Raw genomic sequence first — 22,059 nt, forward strand, 5'->3', positions numbered from 1 at the left:
CGCTCCTCCGATCCCCAGGGATCGGGGGAGTTTCTGCGTCGGGGAGTGTGCGTCCGTCCGGGAACCGGGATCAGGGCGAGACGATACTCTCACGGATGCCCCAGAGCACGGCCTGCAAGCGGTCCTCGACGCCGCATGGCGCGCCGACGGCCGGCGATCGGAGAACTCGCGGAGAATGCGGCAGGTGAGACGCTGATCGAGCGTGCCCCTACCGTCGGCGACGGAGCGGATGGCCGCGAGGAGCGTCGACTCGTCGGCTACCTTGAGGAGGAAGCCGGCCGCTCAGGCCTTGAGCGCAGAAGGCGATGGCCCTCGTGGCCGCGATGCCGTCCATCCCCGGCATGCGGATGTCCATGCACACCGCATCCGGGCGGAGCTCCCGCGTGAGTTGGACGGCCTCGACGCCGTCGGCCGCCTCCCCGACGACATCGATGTCGTCCTCGAGCCCGAGGATGACGCCGAGGCCGGCGCGGACGACCGCCTGGTCGTCGGCGATCAGGAGCCGGATCACGACCGTGCATCCTCGACGCCGTCGGGGATGACGAGGGTGTTGGCCCAGCCCCCGTCGGCTGTCGGCCCCGTCGTCAGGGTCACGTGGATGAGTCCGGCGCGCTCCTCCATGTCGGCCAGTCCGTACCGTTCCCCACCGGCCCTCGCGTCGGGTCCGAGCGCGCGTCCGCCGGTTGCCGGCGTATTTCGCACCGCGAGGGTCAGAGCGTCTCCCGTATAGCGCCGGGAGCATGCCGGGCCGCGTTCGCGAGCGACTCCTGCACCATCCGGTACCCGGCCGTCTCCGGAGCGCGCCGCCGCGATGCGGAGATGTTGGCGACCTGTTCGTCCGGGGTGCAGCCCACCGGCGTCGAGCACGGCGCCGACGATGCGCGCGGGTGAATCGAGGTCACGGAAACGACGCCCGAGGACGCGGGCGTCGCCGGAGTCGGGTGCTGCGAGGCCGAGGAGCATGCGGAGCGTCGTGGTCTTGCCGGCGCCGTTCGGGCCGAGAAGACCCGTGATGCGTCCGGGGTGCACCGCGAAACCGACGTCGTCGATCCCGAGTCACCCACGGAAGGACTTCCGGAGATGTTCCGCCTCGAGGGCGGGGGAGGGGTTCGTGTTCATGTCTCCAGCGTCGTGGCCGGGGTGCGAACGCGCCCCGGCCCTCAGAACGGTCCGACCCGTCCGAAAGGACGGGGTGCGCTCCTGTCGAGAATTCCTTCGAGCAACCGGTCTGAAACGTACGGCGCCGGGGTACATGGGGAAGGACGCGGGTCAGGCCGCGTCACGACTTCTCCAGGAGATCATGATGGGAACGCTCAAGTACGGCACGGCGGACTACGAGATCGACGATCGGGTGCTCGCGCATCTGCGCGTCGTCATCGTCCAGAAGCTCCGTCGGCGTGAGAGCTTCCTGCTCTCGTGGGATCATCACGCCGTGAACGGCGGCGGCCGGACGTCCCTGTGGGTGACCGACGGGGTCCTCCTCGCCTTCACGTTCTTCGGTAGCCGTCAGGCGAATCTCGACCGCGAGTGGCTCGATCGGATGATGTCGGCGAGCCACTCCGTCATGGGACTCAATCTCGAAGAGGTGCCCGAGGTCCCGCCGGGAGACGACGCCGCGCCGCGATCTTCGCGTCGAAGTGGTTCGGGACCCGGTCGTGCGGCATCATGAGGGACATGAGTGAACCCGGCGCGGAGTACTTCGCGAGACTCGCCTACGACCTCCAGGCGGAACCCGACACCGATGCGACCGTCGACGTCGTGGTCGAGTACGCGCGCGACGCCGTCCGGTGCGATGGTGCCGGCGTCCACCTGCTCGAGGGCAAGCGGATCCGGACTGCCGCGGCGACCGGCGAGCTCGTCCGCCAGGCCGATGAACTGCAGAACGAGCTCGGTGAGGGGCCCTGCCTCTCCTCGATCGAGTCGCTCGGGAGCTACGTCGTGCCGGACTCGGCGAACGACCCGCGCTGGCCGACGTACGGGCCGCGTCTCGCCCGTCTCGGGTACCGCTCGATGGTGAGCGTCCCTCTCGTCACGAAGGACAGCGTCATCGGGTCGCTCAATCTCTTCTCGGTCGCGCCGCACTCCCTCAACGACACGGATGAGGCGGTCGCCCGCATCTTCGCGCGGCACGCCTCGATCGCTCTCGCGAACGCGCGTTCCGAGGACAACCTCGAGAAGGCCCTCGATGGGCGCAAGGCGATCGGCCAGGCGCAGGGGATCCTGATGGAGCGTTTCTCGATCGACGAGGGGCGGGCGTTCTCGCTCCTCCGGCGCTACTCGCAGCACCACAACACGAAGCTCGTGTCGGTGGCTCAGGAGGTCGTCACCGGCGGACTGTTCCCGGCGCTGCCTGATGCGGGAGAGGCCGACCGAGCTCCCGTCGAAGAGCTCGGAGCGAGCCATCGAGCGAGCGGGAGACGGCCTTCTGCGTCGAGCCCGTCCGACGAGCGATCTCGGCTTGCGTGAGGTCCTCGAAGTAGCGGAGGTACACGATGAGGCGCGCGTCGACGGGGAGGACCCGCAGCGCCGCGAAGAGCGGGATGCGCGAGTCGCTCTCGTCGAGGCGACGGTCGAAGTCTCCGACGGCGCTCGACAGCGGCATCACGTCGCCGCCTGCCACCACGGGCGCATCCAGGGACAGGGGCGAGGCGAGGGAGCCGGCCGACGGCCCCGCGGCACCCAGGACGCCGCGGGGGACGCGCACGACTCGCGTGCTGTCTCGGAGATAGTGGAGGAGCTCCCCGCGGATGTATGACGCGGCGAACGCCGCGAACGCCGACCCGGCGCGGCAGTCGAAGCGGCGGGCCGCTTGCACGAGCCCGACATAGGCGACCTGTCTCAAGTCGAGGCGGTCGTTGGCGCGCCGCGACCACCGTTCCGCGAGCGCTTCGGCGAGAGCCAAGTGAGCGTGCACGAGGTCGTCGGAGACGTCGGGGGAGCGGGAGGTCACGGACGAGGGAAGCGGCGCCTCGGTGACGTTCGGGGAATACACGGATGGCCTCGTCGTGGATCGAGAAGGCGATGGCGCACTGTTTGACCATCGGTGTGGAGATCAGATTAGCACCGGTTGACATGTCGAGGGCCGGTGTGGAGGGTTGGGGAAATGAAGGCTACGCGAGATGCTTCCGACGCCGAGGCGACTGATGCGCGCCCCGATGGCCGGGACGAGTCGGAGAACGAGCGGCTCGACCGGCATTGGAGCGAGATTCTGCAGGAGTTGCGCGTCACGCAGACGGGAACGCAGATCCTCACGGGATTCCTGCTCGCGCTCGCCTTCCAACCCACCTTCCAGGAGCTCGACACCCTGCAGACGACCGTCTACCTCATACTCGTGTCGCTCGCGGCTCTCGCCACGGTGTCCGGCCTCGCCCCCGTCAGCTCCCACCGGGTCCTCTTCGGTCGGCTCATGAAGGAGAAGGTCGTCGGGTTCGGCGATCTCCTGCTGCGGGTCACACTGGCCATGATCTCCCTCCTCCTGACCGGAGTGGTGTTCTTCCTCTTCGACGTCGTCGTCAGTCGGCGAGCGGCGACCGTCGCGGGAGCGGTCGTGCTCCTCGTCGTCGGCAGCCTGTGGCTCGTCGTCCCGATCCTCGTGCGCGGGCGTACGCACTCCTCGGAGCGGAGTTGAGGGCCCGTCGAGGTTTTGTCAATCCTGTGCAGCGGCGCGCGTGGCCGTCGCACACTGGCGCCAGGAGCCGTCCGACCGCCCGTGGTGCGTCGGGTGGTCGGGCGGTTTCCGTTCCTCACCGGTGCGAAGCGGGTCGATCGCGCTCCGCTGCTGCTCACTCGAGCGGAGACGAGCGGCCGGTGCGGCGGACGTCCGCGCCCTCTTGCCGCATGACCGCGCCGCGCCGGTCGTACCAGGTGACGCGCCGCTCCTGATCACCCGTACGGATGCACTCCTCGACCACGCGGCCGTCGGAGGAGATGTCGTGGTTGCTCCAGCGTGTGGCTGCACTGTCGTTCATGATCGCCGGCCTCCTCATCGAGGTCTCCAGGTTAGGCGCACGCCTCAGGGCCGCCCATACCTTGACGATCAGGAGACCGTGGGGCAGCCGCAGCGTGGTGCTGCCGTCTACTGCACCGCGATCAGATCGAGAGGGTGTCGCCCGGCTCGAGAGGATGATAGGTCCCCCCGCTCTTCTCGGTTGCCCACGCGAGACGCTGATTCGACATGTCCTTCCCGGCTCGTGAGAGGACCATCTCGTGGGTTGGGAACGCGTGACGCGGCTTCACCGCGAGCACGTAGTCGATCGCCTCGGAGATCTTGAGCCACGGCGCTCCGGCCGGAGCGGCGAGTACCTCGACCTCCACATGGTCGGGGATAGTGAACGAATCGCCCCCGTAGTACAGCCTCTCGTTGACGAGCACGCCGACGTTGTCGACGACGGGGATGGACTCATGGATGACGGCGTGCTTCCGACCGAAGAATCGGAGGCGGAACGGCCCGGCCTCGGCCGTGTCGCCGTGGTCGACGACCGTGACGGCGACGTCGCCGACGGCGGCTGCGACCCCGGCCGGTCCGAAGATCCGCACGTCCGGGCTCGCCTGGAGGATGCGTTCGAGTTGTTCCCGCGTCCAGTGGTCGGGGTGCTCGTGGGTGATGACGATTGCGTCGGCGCGTGCGCCGTCGGTGATCGCCGTGGTGAACGCGCCCGGGTCGATGAAGAGGCGTCGACCGCCCTCCTCGAGGATGAGCGCAGCGTGTTCGAGCTTCGTGAGTTCCATGGATGCAAGCCAATACGTCCGGAGTCCGTCGAGCAAGGGGTAGGCGGGGAGCGTGAGGATCCCTCGACGGCGTCCCTCCCGGCGGGAACGGCCCCGCGTGCCGCCGCGAACGAGCCGATTTTGCGGACTCTCCAGCGTGTGCAATACTCGAACTCGTTGTTTTCCGGCCCCATCGTTTAGCGGCCTAGGACACCGCCCTCTCACGGCGGCAGCGCGGGTTCAAATCCCGCTGGGGTCACGGGTGCGGCAAGGATTCATCTCCTCACCGCGCAGAAGCGCAGAACAACACGAAAGAAGCCCCTCGGACGCCTGCGTCCGAGGGGCTTCTTTCGTCGGGGGCTGCGTCATCGGGGGCTTCTTCCGTCGGGGTGCCGTCCACACTCGTGTGCATCCACGTCCCGGGATGTGCGTCCCCCGGGATCCGATTCCGGACGTCCCGGTTCTGCACGACGTCGGCGCGTTGCGATCGGATTAATTCACGCGGGCGGGTGCCTCGAAAGAGAACCCGGGGTGAACGATGTGTGTTAGGACTGGAACATCACAGCGGCGTCCGCCGCGGCTCAGCCGCGCGTTCACGCCATCCCCCACCAGGAAGGAATGACGGATCGATGACATCCGCATCCAGGCGTCGAGCGCGCCTCCTCACCCTCACGGCCGGCGCGACCGGCGCAGCCCTCATTCTCGCCGGTTGCGCCGGCGGGGGCTCTGACGACGGAAACGGGTCCGGCTCGGGCGCCATCACCGTCGGCACGACGGACAAGGTCACGGTCCTCGACCCGGCCGGTTCGTACGACAACGGCTCGTTCGCCATCATGAACCAGGTGTTCCCGTTCCTCATGAACACCCCCTACGGCAGCCCGGACGTCGAGCCCGACATCGCCGAGTCGGCCGAGTTCACCGCGCCGACCCAGTACACGGTCACCCTCAAGGAGGGCCTGACCTTCGCGAACGGCAACGAGCTCACCTCGTCCGACGTGAAGTTCACGTTCGACCGCCAGCTCGCGATCGCCGACGACAACGGCCCGTCCTCGCTGCTCTACAACCTCGAGAGCGTCGAGACGCCGGACGACCTCACGGCCGTCTTCACCCTCAAGAGCGAGAACGACCAGATCTTCCCGCAGATCCTCTCGAGCCCGGCCGGCCCGATCGTCGACGAGGACGTCTTCTCCGCGACGGAGCTCACGAGCGACGACGACATCGTCGAGGGCGAGGCGTTCGCGGGTCAGTACACGATCGAGAGCTACGACTTCAATAACCTCGTCTCCTTCCGCGCCAACCCCGACTACCAGGGCGTCCTCGGTGCTCCGGAGAACGAGCAGGTCGTCCTGCAGTACTTCGCCGACTCCTCGAACCTCAAGCTCGCGATCCAGGAGGGCGAGATCGATGTCGCCCACCGCAGCCTCTCTGCCACGGACATCGCGGACCTCGAGGGCAACGACGACGTGAGCGTCGAGACGGGCCCCGGCGGCGAGATCCGCTACATCGTCTTCAACTTCGACACGCAGCCGTTCGGCGCCGAGACGCCGGAGGCCGACGAGGCCAAGGCCCTCGCCGTCCGTCAGGCCGTCGCCGACCTCATCGACCGCGACGCGCTGTCCGAGGACACCTACAAGGGCACGTACACGCCGCTCTACTCGTTCGTGCCCGAGGGACTCACGGGTGCCGTAGAGCCCCTCAAGGAACTCTACGGCGACGGTGAGGGCGGACCCTCGACCGAGGCCGCGGAGAAGCGTCTGTCCGACGCCGGCGTCGAAGGCCCCGTCGAGCTCAGCCTCCAGTACTCGAACGACCACTACGGCCCCACGTCCGGCGACGAGTACGCGGCGATCAAGTCGCAGCTCGAGGAGTCGGGTCTCTTCACCGTCAATCTGCAGACGACCGAGTGGGTGCAGTACTCGAAGGACCGCACGACCGACGTGTACCCGCTCTACCAGCTCGGCTGGTTCCCGGACTACTCCGACGCCGACAACTACCTGACGCCGTTCTTCCTCACGGAGAACTTCCTCGGGAACCACTACGACAACCCCGAGGTCAACGAGCTCATCCTGCAGCAGGCGTCGATCGTCGACCCGGCCGAGCGCACGGCGGCCCTCGAGGAGATCCAGGCGAAGGTCGCGGCCGATCTGTCCACAATCCCGTACCTCCAGGGTGCCCAGGTCGCCGTCGTCGGATCGGACATCAGCGGCGTCACGCTCGACGCGTCCTTCAAGTTCCGCTTCGCACCGATCACCAAGGGCTGACGCCCGCTTCGGGTCGAGCGGCATCCGCCGCGACGCCTGATGTGAACTACAGTGCCGGGGTGACCGTTCGTGGTCACCCCGGCATTTCACCGCTCCCACCTCGGAGGTTCCCCCTGAACGCCCCTGCCCGCACCGACGACCCGGCCGCAGCGCCGGCGACGGCGGCTTCCCCGCGGAAGGCCCGACAGCCCGGCTCCAGTCTCTGGCGCTACATGCTCGTGCGATTCCTGCTCATCTTCCCGACGATCTTCATCCTCGTCACCCTCGTCTTCCTCCTCATGCGCACGACGGGCGATCCCATCACGGCGGCGCTCGGCGGCCGCCTCACGGCCGACCAGCTCGCGGAGCGCGTCGCTGCGGCCGGGTACGACAGGCCCCTCTTCGTGCAGTACCTCGAGTACCTCGGTCAGATCTTCACGGGCAACTTCGGGACCACGCTCTCCGACAACCGTCCCGTCCTCGAGGTCCTCGTCGTCTACGGCGCCGCTACCGTCGAGCTCGCCTTCTACGCCCTGATCGTCGCGTTCATCGTCGGCATCCCCCTCGGCATGATCGCGGCGTACTTCCGCGACAAGGCACCCGACGCCGTCCTGCGAATCCTCGCGATCCTGTTCTATGCGACGCCCGTCTTCTTCGCCGGACTTCTGCTGAAACTCGTCTTCGCCGTGACCCTCAAGTGGCTCCCCGTATCCGGTCGGGCCTCGACGAGCACCGAGCTGCAGTTCGCGCTGCTCGACGGCCGTTCCGGGATCTACCTCGTAGACGCGATCCGGTCGGGCGACGCCGAGGTCATCGGTGATGTGCTGAGTCACGCGGTGCTCCCGGGCCTCGCGCTCGGGCTGCTCACCGCCGGAGTGTTCCTCCGGCTCGTGCGCGCCAACATGATCGGCACACTGGGCACCGACTACGTCGACGCCGCGCGCTCGCGGGGCGTGAGTGAATTCCGGCTCGTCCGGACGCACGCCTACCGGCCGGCGCTCATCCCGATCATCACCGTCATCGGCCTGCAGGTGGCGATGCTGCTCGGTGGGGCGGTGCTCACCGAGACGACCTTCGAGTGGAAGGGGCTCGGCTTCCAACTCTCGGAATACCTCCAGGCCCGTGACTTCGTGGCCGTGCAGGGCATCGTCGTCCTGCTCGCCGTGATCGTCGCGGTCACCAATTTCATCGTCGACATCGTCGCGGCGCTCATCGACCCCCGGGTGAGGTACTGACATGACCACGACTACTCGCTCCGTACCTCGCCGTCGTCTCGTCGACCGGCTCCCCGTCCTCAAGCAGCTGCACCAGAGCGTCGGGATCCAGCGCGGCATGCTCGTCACCGGGCTCGTGCTGACGGGCATCTTCATCGTCTCAGCGTTCCTCGCACCCCTCATCGCGCCGTACGGTTTCAGCCAGATCCGCGACGAGAGCGGCACGTTCGGGACGCAGCAACCGCCGAGCGCGCAACACATTCTCGGAACGACGGTGAGCGGTTTCGACGTCTTCTCGCGTGTCGTGTGGGGTGCTCAGACCGCACTCGGCGTCGTCGTGATCGCCGTGGCGCTCTCGATCGTCGCGGGCGTGCTGCTCGGACTCGTCTCGGGATACTTCGGCGGCTGGCTCGACCGCGTGCTCGTCGTCGTGTGCGACGCCGTCTACGCGTTCCCGTCCCTGCTGCTCGCGATCGTCATGTCGATCGTGATCTCGGGCGGGCAATCGAGCCTCTGGGGCGGCATCTTCGCGGCGGCGATCTCGATCACCGTCGTGTTCATCCCGCAGTACTTCCGGGTGATCCGCGCCGAGACCGTTCGCATCAAGGCCGAGGCTTTCGTCGAGTCAGCCCGGGTGATCGGCGCGAGCAACGGTCGCATCATGTTCCGTCACGTGCTGCGCAATGCGACGCGGACGCTGCCGCTCATCTTCACGCTCAACGCCTCCGAGGCGATCCTCACGCTGGCCGGCCTCGGATTCCTCGGCTTCGGCATCGAGCCCACGGCCGCCGCCGAGTGGGGCTTCGACCTCAACCGGGCGATCGCGGACGTCTCGAGCGGGATCTGGTGGACGGCCGTGCCTCCGGGTATCGCGATCGTACTCACGGTCCTCGGCGTGACGCTCGTGGGAGAAAGTCTCAACGACCTCTCGGATCCCCGCTTGCGCGGTCGCCGTGCGGTCGCCGCCGACGCGGGTGCCGTCGCGGAGACCTCGGTGGTCCCGGGCGGCAGTATCGACCCCGGCACCATCGACGGAACGGATGGAAGAGCATGACCGACGTATTGACGATCTCCGACCTCGACGTCTCCTTCTCCACCGACGCGGGTGCTGTGAAGGCGGTCGACGGGGTGACCCTGCGCGTGGGCGAACGCGAAGTCCTCGCGATCGTCGGCGAGTCCGGCTCCGGCAAGACGGTCACGGCGAAGACGATCCTCGGGCTCCTCCCCGACACGGCGACCTCCTCGGGAGCCGTCGTGCTCCGGAGCAAAGACGGCGCCAGCGACAACGACGTCATCTCCGTCTCGGGACCAACGCTCCGGCGGCTGCGCGGCTCCGACGTGTCGATGGTCTTCCAGGAACCGTCGACGGCGCTCAATCCCGTCTTCACCGTCGGGTGGCAGATCGCCGAGGGGCTCAGAGCCCACGACGCGAAGCTCGGCCGGAAGGCCGCACGAGCGAAGGCCATCGACATCCTCCGCCGCGTCGGCATCCCCGAGCCGGAGTCGCGCGTCGACTACTACCCGCATCAGTTCTCCGGCGGTCAGAAGCAGCGGGTGGTGATCGCGATGGCGCTCGTCCTCGACCCGGGCCTGATCGTCGCGGACGAGCCCACGACGGCCCTCGATGTGACCGTGCAAGCGGAGATCCTCGACCTGCTGCGCCGCTGCCGAGACGAGTTCGGCGCCTCGATCGTGCTCATCACCCACAACATGGGTGTCGTCGCCGATCTCGCCGACAGGGTGGCCGTCATGTATCAGGGCGAACTCGTCGAGGAGGCGGACGTCCAGACGCTCTTCTCTGCGCCGACGGCCGACTACACGAAGCGGCTGCTCGCCGCCGTCCCGCGCATCGGGCAGAAGATCGAGGTCGCCGAGCGGCGGGCGCCGGTCGCCGTGGACGCCGCTCCGATCGTGGCGGCTCGTGACCTGCGCATCCAGTACCCTGGTCGCTTCGGCCGACCCGGCTTCGTCGCCGTCGACGGGGTCGACCTCACGATCGGGGCCGGAGAGGTCGTGGGGCTCGTCGGGGAGTCTGGGTCGGGCAAGACCACCATCGGCCGTGCCATCGCCGGGCTCACCCCCGTGACGGGCGGGTCGCTCTCCGTACTCGGCGTCGAGATGCGCGGGGTCAGAGAACGGACCTTCGGGCCGATCCGCAAGGACATCGGATTCGTCTTCCAGGACCCGGCGTCGAGCTTCAACCCGCTGCTGACGATCGCGGAGGCGGTCTCCGAGCCGCTCGCCGTGCATCGCCCAGACCTCGACGAGCGCGCAGCCCGGACCCGGGTCGACGAGTTGCTCGAAGCGGTGCAGCTGCCACGCTCGTACGGGGACCGATTCCCGCACGAGTTGTCGGGAGGACAGCGTCAACGTGCGAGCCTCGCTCGGGCGCTCGCGCTCGAGCCGAAACTCCTCGTGGCGGACGAGCCGACGAGCGCGCTCGACGTGTCCGTGCAGGCACGGGTCCTCAAGCTCTTCGCCGAGCTGCAAGCGGAGTTCGGCTTCGCTGCTCTCTTCATCAGCCACGATCTCGCGGTCGTCGACATCCTGTCCGACCGGATCGCGGTGCTCTACCGCGGCCGGCTCGTGGAGGAGGGCTCGGGCGAGGAGGTGCTCGGCGCTCCGACCGAGGACTACACCCGTCGTCTGCTCGCCTCGCTGCCCGTACCCGACCCGGTGGCTCAGCGTGAGCGCCGCGAGGAGCTCGCGCGGATCGTCGCGGCGGAACGCGCCTGACCGGTCGTCACGGGATCGTGATTATCGACGATCCCGTGGCGACCTATCCTGTCACTCGTGATCTCTTCCCCCCGTGTGGCGAGCGCCACTCCGCGCCGTCGATTCGCCCTCGCCGCCCTCACCCTCGTCGCCGTCGGCACGCTCACCGCGTGTGCCGCCGAGCCCACGCCCACGTCGGCAGTCACCGAAGCGACGTCGGCGCCGACGCCCGCGCCGGCGCCGGCGGAGTCGACCCCCACGGGCGCTCCGACGCCGACAGCGGTGTTCGCGCTGCCGGGCACGTGCGACGAGATGCTCGGCGACACCCTCGAGGCGCGGGTCGCCGGGAGCGACCTCGAGGTCGTCAACGCGAGCGGGCCGGCGGTCACCGAGGACACGTGGGATGGTTCGGAGGAGATCGTGCTCCTCGGCGAACTCGGCGGGGTCGCGTGCGGCTACCACTTCACCGAGAACGGGGGAGGGGTCGACGGCACGGGGCAGGTGTACACGGCTGCCGCAGTGTCGGACGAGGAACGGTCGACCCTCACGGCGCTCCTCGACCAGGGCGACTACGAGAAGACCGAGGAGGACGGCCGCACCGTCTACACACACGTCGGGTACTTCGGCGAGACGGTCGACGCGACCATCGTCCACGAATTGAGCGACGGCGTGTGGTTGAGCGGTCGGTGGAACGCCGGAGACGTGGCTCAGGTCCGCGAGATCCTCGGCGCGGCCGCGGAGAACGTCGGCGCCTGGTAGCGAGAGGGTCGCCCCCCGGCTGTACACTTGACCAGCCGAAGGGGAGTATCCCTCAATCGCCACGGTCGTCAGTACGGGTCACATCGTCGAGATCCCGGTCGTGGCAGCGCGACCCGAGCGCGGGAGAGACTTTCGTGATTCCGCCGTGTCCACGGCAGCCCCCGTTCACGAAAGGCACGCAGTGCACCCCGAACTCCCCCTTGTCTTCGAGATCGGCTCGTATGTCGGACTCGGGGTCATCCTCCTGTTCGACCTCCTCTACGTCGTCAAGCGCCCGCACATCCCGTCGTTCCGGGAGTCGACCCTCTGGGTGGTCTTCTACGTGACGCTCGCGCTCGCGTTCGCCGGCCTCATGTGGGCGTTCACGGACGGCGAGTTCGCAGGGCAGTTCCTCGCCGGGTGGCTCACCGAGTACAGCCTCTCGATCGACAACCTCTTCGTTTTCGTGATCATCATGGCGCGCTTCTCGGTGCCCCGGAAGTACCAGCAGGAGGTGCTCATGGTGGGCATCGTGATCGCGCTCGTGCTGCGCGGCATCTTCATCCTGCTCGGCGCGCAGATCATCGCGAACTTCTCGTTCGTCTTCTACATCTTCGGCCTCTTCCTCCTGTTCACCGCCTACCGCCAGGCGTTCGCGAACAACGAGGACGCCGACGACGGAGAGACGCGGTTCACCCTCTTCCTCCGCCGGAAGCTCGGCGTCCACGACGAGTTCGACGGATCGAAGCTCCGGACGACGGTGAACGGCAAGCGCCTCTTCACGCCGATGATCATCGTCTTCATCGCCATCGGCACGACAGACTTCATCTTCGCGATCGACTCGATCCCCGCGATCTTCGGCATCACGCAGAGCCCCTTCATCGTGTTCACCGCGAACGTCTTCGCGCTCATGGGTCTGCGCCAGCTCTACTTCCTCCTCGGCGGACTGCTCGACAGACTGCGCTACCTGCATTACGGCATCGCGTTCATCCTCGCCTTCATCGGCGTGAAGCTGTTCCTGCACGCGATGCACGAGAACGAGCTGCCGTTCATCAACAACGGCGAGCACATCGAGTGGGCCCCGGAGATCAGCACCTGGATGTCCCTCGCCGTGATCGTCGTCGCCATGGCCGTCGCCACGGTCGCGAGTCTCCTCCACTCGGCGCATGACCGCCGCAACGGCGTCTCGACGGATGGCCGCGAAAAGGAACGAGTGGAGTCGGCCGTCGACGCGTCCGCGTCCGAGCAGACCCCGCCCGCGCCGGGGTCGCGCAGCGGCGAGGGCGACACCCACTGACGCGATGCTATTCTGTGGGGATGCTGCTCGATCGGTCTCTCCTTCTTCGTCGCCGCGACGAGGCCTGACCCCCTGGCCTCCCTCGTCGCGGAGGTTGCTGTGGCCGGATCCGATCGAAGAAGGACCGAAACCATGAGTACATCCATCACGGACACCGCTCGCGCCGAGACCGTCTCGCAGAGCTCCGAGAGCGGTTCACCCGCCGACGAGACGACGACGGGACCGCTCACCCTCGCGGAGAAGATCTGGCGCGACCACCTCGTCGTGAAGGGCGAGGACGGCACCCCCGACCTCATCTACATCGACCTGCACCTCGTCCACGAGGTCACGAGCCCTCAAGCGTTCGACGGGTTGCGCCTCGCCGATCGGCCCGTGCGTCGTCTCGACCTCACGATCGCGACGGAGGACCACAACACCCCGACGCTCGCGATCGACAAGCCGATCGCCGACCGGACGAGCCGCACCCAGATCGAGACGCTGCGTCGAAACGCCGAGGAATTCGGAGTCCGGCTGCACTCGCTGGGCGACGTCGAGCAGGGGATCGTGCACGTCGTCGGTCCACAGCTGGGGCTCACGATGCCCGGTATCACCGTCGTGTGCGGAGACTCGCACACCTCGACACACGGCGCATTCGGGGCGATGGCCTTCGGGATCGGGACGAGCGAGGTCGAGCATGTCCTCGCCACCCAGACGCTCCCGCTCAAGCCCTTCAAGACCATGGCCATCAACGTCGAGGGCACCCTCAAGCCGGGCGTGACCGCGAAGGACATCATCCTCGCCGTCATCGCGAAGATCGGCACCGGCGGTGGTCAGGGCTACGTGCTCGAGTACCGCGGCTCGGCGATTCGTCAGCTCTCGATGGAGGGCCGCATGACGATCTGCAACATGTCGATCGAAGCGGGTGCCCGCGCCGGCATGGTGGCGCCCGACGAGACGACCTTCGCCTACCTCGAGGGTCGGCCGCACGCACCGCAGGGCGCCGACTGGGACGAGGCCGTCGCTTATTGGCGGACCTTGCCGACCGACGATGGTGCCGTGTTCGACGCCGAGGTCTTCCTCGATGCCGACGATCTCGAGCCCTTCGTGACGTGGGGGACCAATCCGGGGCAGGGCGTCTCGCTCAGTGAGAGCGTGCCGGACCCCGAGGTCATCGCCGACCCGAATGAGCGTGCCGCCGCGGAGCGCGCCCTCGAGTACATGGACCTCGAGGCGGGGACACCCATGAAGGAGATTCCGGTCGACGCGGTCTTCATGGGCTCGTGCACCAATAGTCGCATCGAGGATCTTCGTGCGTTCGCTTCCGTGATCCGCGGTCGACAGAAGGCGGAGAACGTCCGCGTGATGGTCGTCCCCGGCTCCGCGCGTGTCCGGCTCGAGGCGGAGGCCGAGGGACTCGACAAGCTCTTCCTCGACTTCGGTGCGGAGTGGCGATTCGCCGGGTGCTCGATGTGCCTCGGGATGAACCCTGACCAACTCGCTCCCGGGGAGCGCTGCGCCTCGACGAGCAACCGCAACTTCGAGGGCCGCCAGGGCAAGGGCGGGCGCACGCACCTCGTGTCGCCCCTCGTCGCCGCGGCGACGGCCGTGCGCGGCACCCTGTCGAGCCCGTCGGACCTGGAGGACTGAGCCATGGAGAAGTTCGAGACCGTCACCGGGGTCGCGATGCCGCTCAAACGGTCGAACGTCGACACCGACCAGATCATCCCCGCCGTCTACCTCAAGAGGGTCACGAAGACCGGCTTCGAGGACGCGCTCTTCGCCGGATGGCGCCAGGACCCGGAGTTCGTCCTCAACCAGCCGCAGTACGCCGGAGCGAAGGTCCTCGTGGCCGGGCCGGACTTCGGGACCGGTTCGAGCCGCGAGCACGCCGTCTGGGCGCTGCGCGACTACGGCTTCTCCGTCGTCGTGAGTGCCCGCTTCGCCGACATCTTCCGCGGCAACAGCGGCAAGCAGGGGCTCCTGGCTGCTCAAGTCGAGGAGCCCGAGGTCGAGCGCATGTGGGCGATCATGGACGCGAACCCCGGGATCGCCGCGACGGTCGACCTCGGAGCACGCAGCATCGTCGTCGGCGGGGAGAGCTTCTCCTTCCAGGTCGACGACTACACGCGTTGGCGCCTCATGGAGGGCCTCGACGACATCGGGCTCACCCTGCGGAACGAGGCGGACATCACGCGGTTCGAGCAGTCCCGCGCCGGGTGGCGGCCGAAGACGATCCCCGCGCGGAGCCTGTGAGAGCGGCCCGCGCGAGCGGGATGGGCGAGCGAGACGGGCAACCGACACGGGGCGGTCGGAGCGTTGACCGCGACCGAGCAGCGGATAATGGTGCCGTGTCTCTGAGTCCCGCGCGTCGCGCCCGTCGTTCCAATCCCGAGAAGTCGAGACCGTCGTTCTTCTGGTTCCTCGCGGGTGTCGCCCTCCCGCTGAGTCGCCTGATGATGTCGATCCGGATCGAGAACGGCGAGAAGCTGCCCCGATTCGGTCCCGTCATCATCGCCCCGAACCACTACTCCGAAATCGACCCGGTCGTCATCGGGCTCGCCGCGTGGAAGCTGGGGCGGGCGCCCCGGTTCCTCGCCAAGTCGTCGCTCTTCGACGTGAAGGTGCTGGGCTGGATGCTGCGTTCCTCCGGACAGATCCCCGTGGAACGGTCGGGGTCGACGCGGAACAAGGACCCGATCGCCGCAGCCGCCCGGGTCGCGGAGCGCGAACAGGTCCTCGTCGTCTACCCGGAGGGCACGCTCACGCGGGACCCCGCGTTCTGGCCGATGCGCGGCAAGACGGGGGCGGTGCGGCTCGCGCTCCAGCACGGGATCCCGATCGTCCCGGCCGCGCACTGGGGCACGCAGCGGATCATGGCGCGGTACTCGAAGAAGATCTCGTTCTTCCCTCCGAAGAAAGTGCGTGTGCGTTTCGGCGACGCCGTCGATCTGACGGCTTTCGAGGGGCACCCTCTCGACGGCGCGACACTCGCGGCCGCGACCGAGGTCGTCATGACGGCGATCACGCGCGAGTTGGAGGAGCTCCGGGGCGAGAGGGCCCCCGAGACGCGATGGGACCCGTCGAAGCGCGGGCAGAGCGAGACGGGACGTTTTGAGTCGTAGACAACAGGCCAGGGTCGCCGTCATCGGGACGGGGAGCTGGGGGACCACCTTCGGGAAGATCCTCGCCGATGGCGGGGCGTCCGTCACGATGTGGGCGCGGCGCGAGGAGGTGGCGCGCGAGATCTCGCGGTCGCACCGGAACAGCGATTACCTGCCCGGCGTCACCCTGCCGCAGAACCTCTCGGCGACCTCGGATCTCCGCGCGGCCCTCGCGGGCGCCTCCCAGGTGTTCGTCGCGGTGCCGAGCCAGACCCTCCGCGAGAATCTGCTCGCGATCCGACCGCTGCTCGGTGCCGACGCGATCGTGGTCTCGCTCATGAAGGGCGTCGAGAAGGGCACGGGGCTGCGGATGAGCGAGGTGATCGTCGAGAGCCTCGAGATCGACCCCGGTCGCGTCGCCGTGGCGTCAGGCCCGAACCTGGCGCTCGAGATCGCTCGAGAACAGCCGACGGCCGCCGTCGTCTCGTCGAGCCGTCTCGAGACGGCTCAAGCGGTCGCGATGCTCGCGCGGAACTCGTACTTCCGCACGTTCGTCAACACGGACGTCATCGGCACCGAGTTCGGCGGGGTGCTGAAGAACCTGATCGCGGTCGCGATCGGTATCGTCGACGGTGTCGGCTACGGTGAGAACACCAAGGCGTCGATCATCACGCGGGGACTCGTCGAGATGACGGACTTCGCGGTCGCTCGAGGCGCGAAGGCCGAGACGCTCTCGGGGCTCGCGGGGCTCGGCGACCTCATCGCGACGTGCCAATCGCCTCTCTCCCGCAACAACACGGCGGGCCGGCTCCTCGGCCAGGGCTATAGCTTCGGCGCCGTGGTGAAGCAGATGCAGCAGACGGCGGAGGGCCTCGCCTCCGTCGCCCCGGTCCTCGAGCTGGCGCGCGAGATCGGGGTCGAGATGCCGATCGTGCAGCAGGTCAAGCAAGTGCTCGACGGCACGCTCGATCCGAAGGACATCGCGCCCCATTTGACGACCGACAGTGACGAGCCGCAAGGCGAGAGGACAAGCGATGACAGCGAAACGACGAGTGGTGGTCCTCTTCGGCGGACGTTCAAGCGAGCATTCGATCAGTTGCGCAACGGCCGGGGGAGTGCTGTCGGCGATCGACCGTGACCTCTTCGAGGTCGTTCCCGTCGGGATCACTCGCGAGGGCGCCTTCGTGCTCGAGGAGGACGACCCCGCGAGGTTCGGTCTCGACCCCGAACGGTTGCCGATGGTCGTCGACAACGGGTCCCGCGTCCGCTGGCCCGACGACGCGTCGACACGGGAGCTCTCCGTCGCCCATGCAGACGGCCGGGTCGAGTCGCTCGGGGTCGTCGACGTCGTCTTCCCGATCCTGCACGGTCGCTACGGCGAAGACGGAACGGTCCAGGGACTGTTCGAGCTCGTCGGTCTTCCGTACGTGGGATCGGGCGTTCTCGCCTCGTCGGTGTCCATGGACAAGCACTTCACGAAGACCGTGCTGCAGCATGCGGGGATCGCCGTGGCACCGTGGGCGACGGTGTCGGCCGCCGCTTTCCGGGCCGACCCGGACACGGCGCTCCGGAGCGCTGAGGACCTCGGCTACCCCGTGTTCGTGAAGCCGGCGCGCGCCGGCTCGAGCGTCGGCGTGTCGAGGGTCGAATCGCCCGACGGGTTGCTCGGTGCCATCGGGGATGCGCTCCTCCACGACGACAGGGTGCTCATCGAGTCGACGGTCATCGGTCGCGAGGTCGAGATCGCCGTCCTCGAGGGGCGGGACGGCTCCGCTCCCCGGACCTCGGTGGCGGGGGAGATCGTCGTGTCCGGGCGAGGCTTCTACGACTTCGACGCGAAGTACCTCGACGCGCCGGGGATCGACCTCGTGTGCCCGGCCGCACTCACGGACGACGAGCTCGACGAGATGGCGAGGATCGCCCGCGAGGTCTTCGCGGCCGTCGGCGCCGAGGGTCTGGCTCGGGTCGACTTCTTCCTCACCGAGGAGGGGTTCGTCGTCAACGAACTCAACACCCTCCCGGGCTTCACCCCGATCTCGATGTTCCCGAAGTGCTGGCTCGCATCGGGCCTCGCCTACCCCGACCTCATCACGGAGCTGCTCGAGATCGGGTCGGCACGCGGGCCGCGCTGATGCCGGATCCCCGAAGCGGCGGTCCCCTCGTGTCGGAGATCGGCGAGGCGGAGCTGCTCGCCCGGATACTCCCGCTCCTGCCCGCCGCCGCCGCCGCGACGACGGGACCGGGTGATGACGCGGCCGTCGTGGGAACGACGGACGGCCGATTCGTGGTGACGACCGACCTCATGGTGCACGGTCCGGACTTCCGCCTCGCCTGGTCGACGCCGTGGGAGCTCGGCTGGAAGGCCGCGGCCACCAATCTGTCCGACGTCGCAGCCATGGGAGCGCGTCCGACCGCCCTCGTCGTCGCGATCGCGGCGACTCCCTCGCTCCCGGTCGAGGCACTCGAGCAGTTCGCCGTGGGACTGCGGGACGCGTGCGAGTCGCTCGCGCCCGGTTGCGGCGTCGTCGGCGGGGACCTCTCCGTGTCAGACACGTTCACGATCGCGGTGACGGCGTTCGGCGATCTCGACGGCCGACCGCCGGTGCTCCGCTCGGGTGCCCGCGTGGGCGATGTCGTCGCGGTGTCAGGGGACCTCGGTCGCGCCGCCGCCGGTCTGCGCCTGCTCTTCTCGAAGGGCGTCGACGACGACGGTCGCCCGGATGCCGGCCGCGCGGCGGCGCTCCGGGAGCGGGACGGCGACGTCGTGTCGGCGCAATTCGCGCCCCGGCCGCCGATCGGCGACGGCGTGCTCGCGGCCGCCGCCGGAGCCACCGCGATGCTCGACCTGTCGGACGGGCTGGGCCTCGACGCCTCGCGACTGGCGACGGCGAGCGGCGTCGGGATCGACCTCGATCTCGACGCCCTCGGACCCGACCCGGTTCTCGCCATCGGCGGGGGAGAGGACCACTCGCTGCTCGCGACCTTCCCGCCCGGGACGATCCTCCCGGGAGGATTCCGCCGCATCGGTGAGGTCGTCGCTTCGCCCGTCGGTGCCGTCCTGAGGGACGGGGAACCGCTCGATCCGCGCGGCTGGGACCCCTATTCGGGTTGGGACGGCGCGATCGGCTGACGCGGATGCGCCGGCGGCACGCGCCCTCAGGTCTCCGTGGACCCGGTGATCGTCGGGGCGTCGTCCTCGGCGACCGTCTCCTCGGTTTCGGGGGACGCGAACCAGACGCGGGTTTCGCCGTAGTCCCTGCTCCGCAGCGGTTCGACGCCGCTCGGCCACCGCGGTTCCGGTGACCGCGTGCTGCGCTCGACCACGATCACCGCGTCGGGGCTCACGAGGCGGGAGACGGCGTCGAGGTCCTGCGCGAGATCGTCGTCGCCGAGGTCGTAGGGAGGATCGATGAGGACGAGGTCCACCGCATCACCGGCGGTCGAGAGGTAGGAACGCACCGAGTGCGGGGCGACCGTGACGGGAAGGCCCTCCCCTTTCACGCCCAGGGCACGGCGGACGACGTCCGCGTTCGCGCGGCAGAGCGCCGCGGCTTTCGTGTTCCGCTCGACCAGGACCACCGAGGCTGCGCCGCGGGAGGCGGCTTCGAGGCCGAGGGCGCCCGAACCGGCGTAGAGGTCGAGGACCCGCGCTCCGGCGACCGCGTCCCACGAATCGAGGGAGGAGAAGATCGCCTCGCGTACGCGCTCGCTCGTGGGCCGTGTGCCTGTTCGCGGCACGGCTAGTCGCGCTGATCGTGCGCGTCCCGCGATGATCCTCGTCACTCCACGAGCGTATCGGGCGGGGTGCCGTGTATCGCGACGACGACGCCGGGAGTGTCGGTCGTCCGGCCTAGAATCGGGGCATGAACGCGCTCGGACTCGACGACCGCCTCGACCGTGTTCTCGGAGCGAAAACGGCCGGGGTCTTCTCCCGATCGTTCGGTTTCTCGACGGTGGGCGACCTGCTCGCGCACTACCCGCGGCGCTACGCCCGACGCGGGGACCTCACCGTCCTGTCGGAGCTTCCCATGGACGAGAACGTCACGATCGTCGCGCAAGTCGTCCAGGTCACCGAGCGATCCATGCGAGCGCGACGCGGCTCGATCCTCGAGGTGCTCATCTCCGACGGCAACGGCGCCCTCACCCTCACGTTCTTCAACCAGTCCTGGCGCGCCAACGAGCTCACTCCGGGCCGTGGCGGTGTCTTCGCCGGGAAGATCAGTTCCTACAAGGGGCACAATCAACTCGCCCACCCCACCTACGAGCTGTTCGAACCCGACGCGCCCACGGGTATCTCGCCGAAGATCTGGGCCGAGACGCCCATTCCCATTTACCCGGCGACCGCGGCGCTCACGAGCTGGGTCATCCAGAAGTCGATCGCCCTCGTCCTCGACGGACTCGGCGAGGTCGACGACCCGGTTCCCGAATCCGTCGCCGAGGAGGAGAACCTCATCGGCTTCCGCGAGGCGCTCGAGAAGATTCACCGGCCGACGGATGATGCGCACTGGCGCCAAGCGCGCGACACGCTCCGGTTCCACGAGGCATTCGTCCTGCAGGCCGGTCTGCTCGAACGCCGACTCTCGGAGCGCGCGGAGCACGCGACGGTGCGAGAGGCTCGGCCGGGCGGGCTGCTCGAGAGGCTCGACGCGACGCTGCCGTTCTCGCTCACCGGCGACCAGCGCACCGTCGGCGAGGAGGTCGCCGCCGAGCTCGCGTCGGGGACCCCGATGAACCGGCTCGTCCAGGGTGAAGTCGGGTCGGGCAAGACCCTCGTCGCGCTACGGGCGATGCTCGCCGTCGCGGAATCCGGTGGCCAGTCGGCTCTCCTCGCGCCGACCGAGGTCCTCGCGGCTCAGCACCTGCGATCGATCGTCGCGGCCCTCGGGCCGGACCTGTCGGCGGAACTCGCCCCCGTGCTGCTCACCGGCCAACTCCCGGCACCGGAGCGACGTCGCGCGCTGTTGCGGATCGTGAGCGGTCAGGCGCGCATCGTCGTCGGGACACACGCCCTCCTCTCGACCGGCGTCGAGTTCTACGACCTCGGCCTCGTCGTCGTCGACGAGCAGCACCGTTTCGGCGTCGAGCAGCGTGAGGCGCTGCGGCGGAAGGGCACCGTGCCGCCGCACGTCCTCGTCCTCACGGCGACGCCGATCCCGCGCACCGTCGCCATGACGGTGTTCGGCGACCTCGACGTGAGCGCGCTGCGTCAGCTCCCGGCCGGCCGACAGCCCATCGAGTCGTTCGTGGTCCCGCTCGCAGAGAAGCCGCTCTGGATCCGCCGCGCCTGGGAACGATTGTCCGAGGAACTCGCGGCCGGGCGTCAAGCGTTCGTGGTCTGCCCGGCGATCGAGCCGGGCGAGCAGTCGGCCGCCGAGGACGGCGCCGAGGGTGCGCCGCCCGCCGAGTCCGAGGCGCGCGACCGGCCGCCCATCGCGACGGTCGCCGAGGTGCTCGGCGACCTCCGAAGCCACCCGGCCCTCGCCGGTCGCACCATCGAACCGTTGCACGGCCGGATGTCCTCGGAGGAGAAGGACCGCGTGATGCGGGGCTTCGCCGCGGGCGAAATCGACGTCCTCGTCGCGACGACCGTCATCGAGGTGGGTGTCGACGTCCCCGGCGCCTCCATGATGGTCGTTCTCGACGCCGACCGGTTCGGTGTCTCGCAATTGCATCAGTTGCGCGGTCGAGTCGGACGTGGTGGTCTTCCCGGCCTCTGCCTGCTCGTGACTCACGCGCCGGAACAGACCATCGCGCGCGACCGCGTCGAGGCCGTCGCCGCGACCCTCGACGGCTTCGAGTTGGCTCAGGTCGACCTCGAGTTGCGACGGGAGGGGGACGTGCTCGGGAGCGCCCAGTCCGGTGGTCGTTCGTCGCTCAAGCTCCTCCGGGTCGTCTCCGATTCCGACGTCATCGAGAGCGCGCGTGAGGCCGCCCTCGGCGTGCTCCGGGACGACCAGCGGCTCGAGCGGCATCCCGCGCTGCGCGCGGCCCTCGACCGTCGGCTCGACGACGAGACCCGGGCCGCCCTGGCGAAGAACTGAAAGAGTCGTCGCCTCACTCTCGCCGAC

The 22,059-nt window shown here is 68.7% G+C and carries 21 protein-coding genes, 1 tRNA gene and 1 pseudogene; 17 read left to right on the plus strand and 6 right to left on the minus strand.

What is annotated here, in order from left to right; genetic code table 11:
* Positions 1-208 precede the first annotated feature (208 nt).
* Together ELQ92_RS16580 and ELQ92_RS16720 are read right to left on the minus strand one after the other, a co-directional pair.
* A complete protein-coding gene (locus tag ELQ92_RS16580; RefSeq protein ID WP_166426748.1) occupies positions 209-511 on the minus strand; it encodes a response regulator in 303 nt (100 codons plus the stop codon).
* Entirely contained in the window at positions 508-1,050 is a 543-nt protein-coding gene (locus ELQ92_RS16720; protein WP_208004336.1) for an ATP-binding cassette domain-containing protein, read from the minus strand. The genes ELQ92_RS16580 and ELQ92_RS16720 overlap by 4 nt, the downstream gene beginning before the upstream one ends.
* 253 nt (positions 1,051-1,303) lie before the next feature.
* Here ELQ92_RS16720 and ELQ92_RS08700 point away from each other — a divergent pair, with 253 nt between their 5' ends.
* Positions 1,304-1,669 carry a DUF7882 family protein gene (locus tag ELQ92_RS08700; protein WP_166426749.1) on the plus strand — a complete coding sequence of 122 codons (366 nt, stop codon included), beginning with the start codon at positions 1,304-1,306 and terminating at the stop codon, positions 1,667-1,669.
* A 5-nt stretch (positions 1,670-1,674) separates the two neighbouring features.
* Positions 1,675-2,313, plus strand: a pseudogene (locus tag ELQ92_RS08705) (GAF and ANTAR domain-containing protein); the annotation flags it as partial.
* A 10-nt stretch (positions 2,314-2,323) separates the two neighbouring features.
* Here the strand turns inward: ELQ92_RS08705 and ELQ92_RS16590 are convergent.
* Positions 2,324-2,992, minus strand: a complete 669-nt coding sequence (locus ELQ92_RS16590; protein ID WP_128498616.1) for a sigma-70 family RNA polymerase sigma factor — start codon at positions 2,990-2,992, stop codon at positions 2,324-2,326.
* Positions 2,993-3,103: 111 nt separating this feature from the next.
* Between ELQ92_RS16590 and ELQ92_RS08715 the strand changes: the two genes are divergently transcribed.
* Entirely contained in the window at positions 3,104-3,628 is a 525-nt protein-coding gene (locus tag ELQ92_RS08715; protein ID WP_128498617.1) for a DUF6328 family protein, read from the plus strand.
* Between the two features lie 154 nt (positions 3,629-3,782).
* On the opposite strand, the gene ELQ92_RS08720 is transcribed toward ELQ92_RS08715, so the two are convergent.
* Positions 3,783-3,968: a hypothetical protein gene (locus ELQ92_RS08720; RefSeq protein ID WP_128498618.1), complete on the minus strand. Its 186-nt coding sequence runs from the start codon at positions 3,966-3,968 to the stop codon at positions 3,783-3,785.
* 121 nt (positions 3,969-4,089) lie between these two features.
* Positions 4,090-4,728, minus strand: a complete 639-nt coding sequence (locus ELQ92_RS08725; protein WP_128498619.1) for an MBL fold metallo-hydrolase — start codon at positions 4,726-4,728, stop codon at positions 4,090-4,092.
* A gap of 165 nt (positions 4,729-4,893) precedes the next feature.
* Here ELQ92_RS08725 and ELQ92_RS08730 point away from each other — a divergent pair.
* The 13 genes from ELQ92_RS08730 to thiL all read left to right on the plus strand — a co-directional run bounded on the left by ELQ92_RS08730 (position 4,894) and on the right by thiL (position 19,121).
* A tRNA-Glu gene (locus ELQ92_RS08730) sits at positions 4,894-4,966 on the plus strand.
* A gap of 370 nt (positions 4,967-5,336) precedes the next feature.
* The gene (locus ELQ92_RS08735; RefSeq protein WP_128498620.1) at positions 5,337-6,968 is read left to right on the plus strand and encodes an ABC transporter substrate-binding protein; all 1,632 of its coding nucleotides are present in this window, start codon (positions 5,337-5,339) and stop codon (positions 6,966-6,968) included.
* A 212-nt stretch (positions 6,969-7,180) separates the two neighbouring features.
* A complete protein-coding gene (locus ELQ92_RS08740; protein WP_128499082.1) occupies positions 7,181-8,182 on the plus strand; it encodes an ABC transporter permease in 1,002 nt (333 codons plus the stop codon).
* Position 8,183: 1 nt separating this feature from the next.
* Positions 8,184-9,215 carry an ABC transporter permease gene (locus ELQ92_RS08745; RefSeq protein ID WP_128498621.1) on the plus strand — a complete coding sequence of 344 codons (1,032 nt, stop codon included), beginning with the start codon at positions 8,184-8,186 and terminating at the stop codon, positions 9,213-9,215.
* Entirely contained in the window at positions 9,212-10,897 is a 1,686-nt protein-coding gene (locus ELQ92_RS08750; protein WP_128498622.1) for a dipeptide ABC transporter ATP-binding protein, read from the plus strand. The genes ELQ92_RS08745 and ELQ92_RS08750 overlap by 4 nt, the downstream gene beginning before the upstream one ends.
* A 57-nt stretch (positions 10,898-10,954) precedes the next feature.
* Complete coding sequence (locus tag ELQ92_RS08755; RefSeq protein ID WP_128498623.1) at positions 10,955-11,635, plus strand: hypothetical protein; 681 nt, start codon at positions 10,955-10,957, stop codon at positions 11,633-11,635.
* Positions 11,636-11,816: 181 nt separating this feature from the next.
* A complete protein-coding gene (locus ELQ92_RS08760) occupies positions 11,817-12,911 on the plus strand; it encodes a TerC family protein (RefSeq protein WP_128498624.1) in 1,095 nt (364 codons plus the stop codon).
* Between the two features lie 132 nt (positions 12,912-13,043).
* Positions 13,044-14,537 carry a 3-isopropylmalate dehydratase large subunit gene (gene leuC, locus ELQ92_RS08765; RefSeq protein WP_166426751.1) on the plus strand — a complete coding sequence of 498 codons (1,494 nt, stop codon included), beginning with the start codon at positions 13,044-13,046 and terminating at the stop codon, positions 14,535-14,537.
* A gap of 3 nt (positions 14,538-14,540) precedes the next feature.
* On the plus strand, positions 14,541-15,143 hold the full coding sequence (gene leuD, locus ELQ92_RS08770; RefSeq protein ID WP_128498625.1) for a 3-isopropylmalate dehydratase small subunit: 603 nt from the start codon (positions 14,541-14,543) through the stop codon (positions 15,141-15,143).
* 95 nt (positions 15,144-15,238) lie between these two features.
* A complete protein-coding gene (locus tag ELQ92_RS08775) occupies positions 15,239-16,012 on the plus strand; it encodes a lysophospholipid acyltransferase family protein (protein WP_243694948.1) in 774 nt (257 codons plus the stop codon).
* Complete coding sequence (locus ELQ92_RS08780) at positions 16,002-17,129, plus strand: NAD(P)H-dependent glycerol-3-phosphate dehydrogenase (RefSeq protein WP_128498627.1); 1,128 nt, start codon at positions 16,002-16,004, stop codon at positions 17,127-17,129. Before ELQ92_RS08775 ends, ELQ92_RS08780 begins: the two co-directional genes overlap by 11 nt.
* A complete protein-coding gene (locus tag ELQ92_RS08785; RefSeq protein ID WP_128498628.1) occupies positions 17,026-18,123 on the plus strand; it encodes a D-alanine--D-alanine ligase family protein in 1,098 nt (365 codons plus the stop codon). Before ELQ92_RS08780 ends, ELQ92_RS08785 begins: the two co-directional genes overlap by 104 nt.
* The gene (gene thiL, locus ELQ92_RS08790; RefSeq protein WP_128498629.1) at positions 18,123-19,121 is read left to right on the plus strand and encodes a thiamine-phosphate kinase; all 999 of its coding nucleotides are present in this window, start codon (positions 18,123-18,125) and stop codon (positions 19,119-19,121) included. Before ELQ92_RS08785 ends, thiL begins: the two co-directional genes overlap by 1 nt.
* A gap of 26 nt (positions 19,122-19,147) precedes the next feature.
* On the opposite strand, the gene rsmD is transcribed toward thiL, so the two are convergent.
* A complete protein-coding gene (gene rsmD, locus ELQ92_RS08795) occupies positions 19,148-19,774 on the minus strand; it encodes a 16S rRNA (guanine(966)-N(2))-methyltransferase RsmD (protein ID WP_128498630.1) in 627 nt (208 codons plus the stop codon).
* An 80-nt stretch (positions 19,775-19,854) separates the two neighbouring features.
* On the opposite strand from rsmD, the gene ELQ92_RS08800 reads away from it, so the two are divergent.
* A complete protein-coding gene (locus ELQ92_RS08800) occupies positions 19,855-22,032 on the plus strand; it encodes an ATP-dependent DNA helicase RecG (RefSeq protein WP_128498631.1) in 2,178 nt (725 codons plus the stop codon).
* The last annotated feature ends 27 nt before the right edge of the window (positions 22,033-22,059 follow it).

Origin of the sequence: Labedella populi, assembly GCF_004078655.1 — a bacterium.
GTDB lineage: Bacteria > Actinomycetota > Actinomycetes > Actinomycetales > Microbacteriaceae > Labedella > Labedella populi.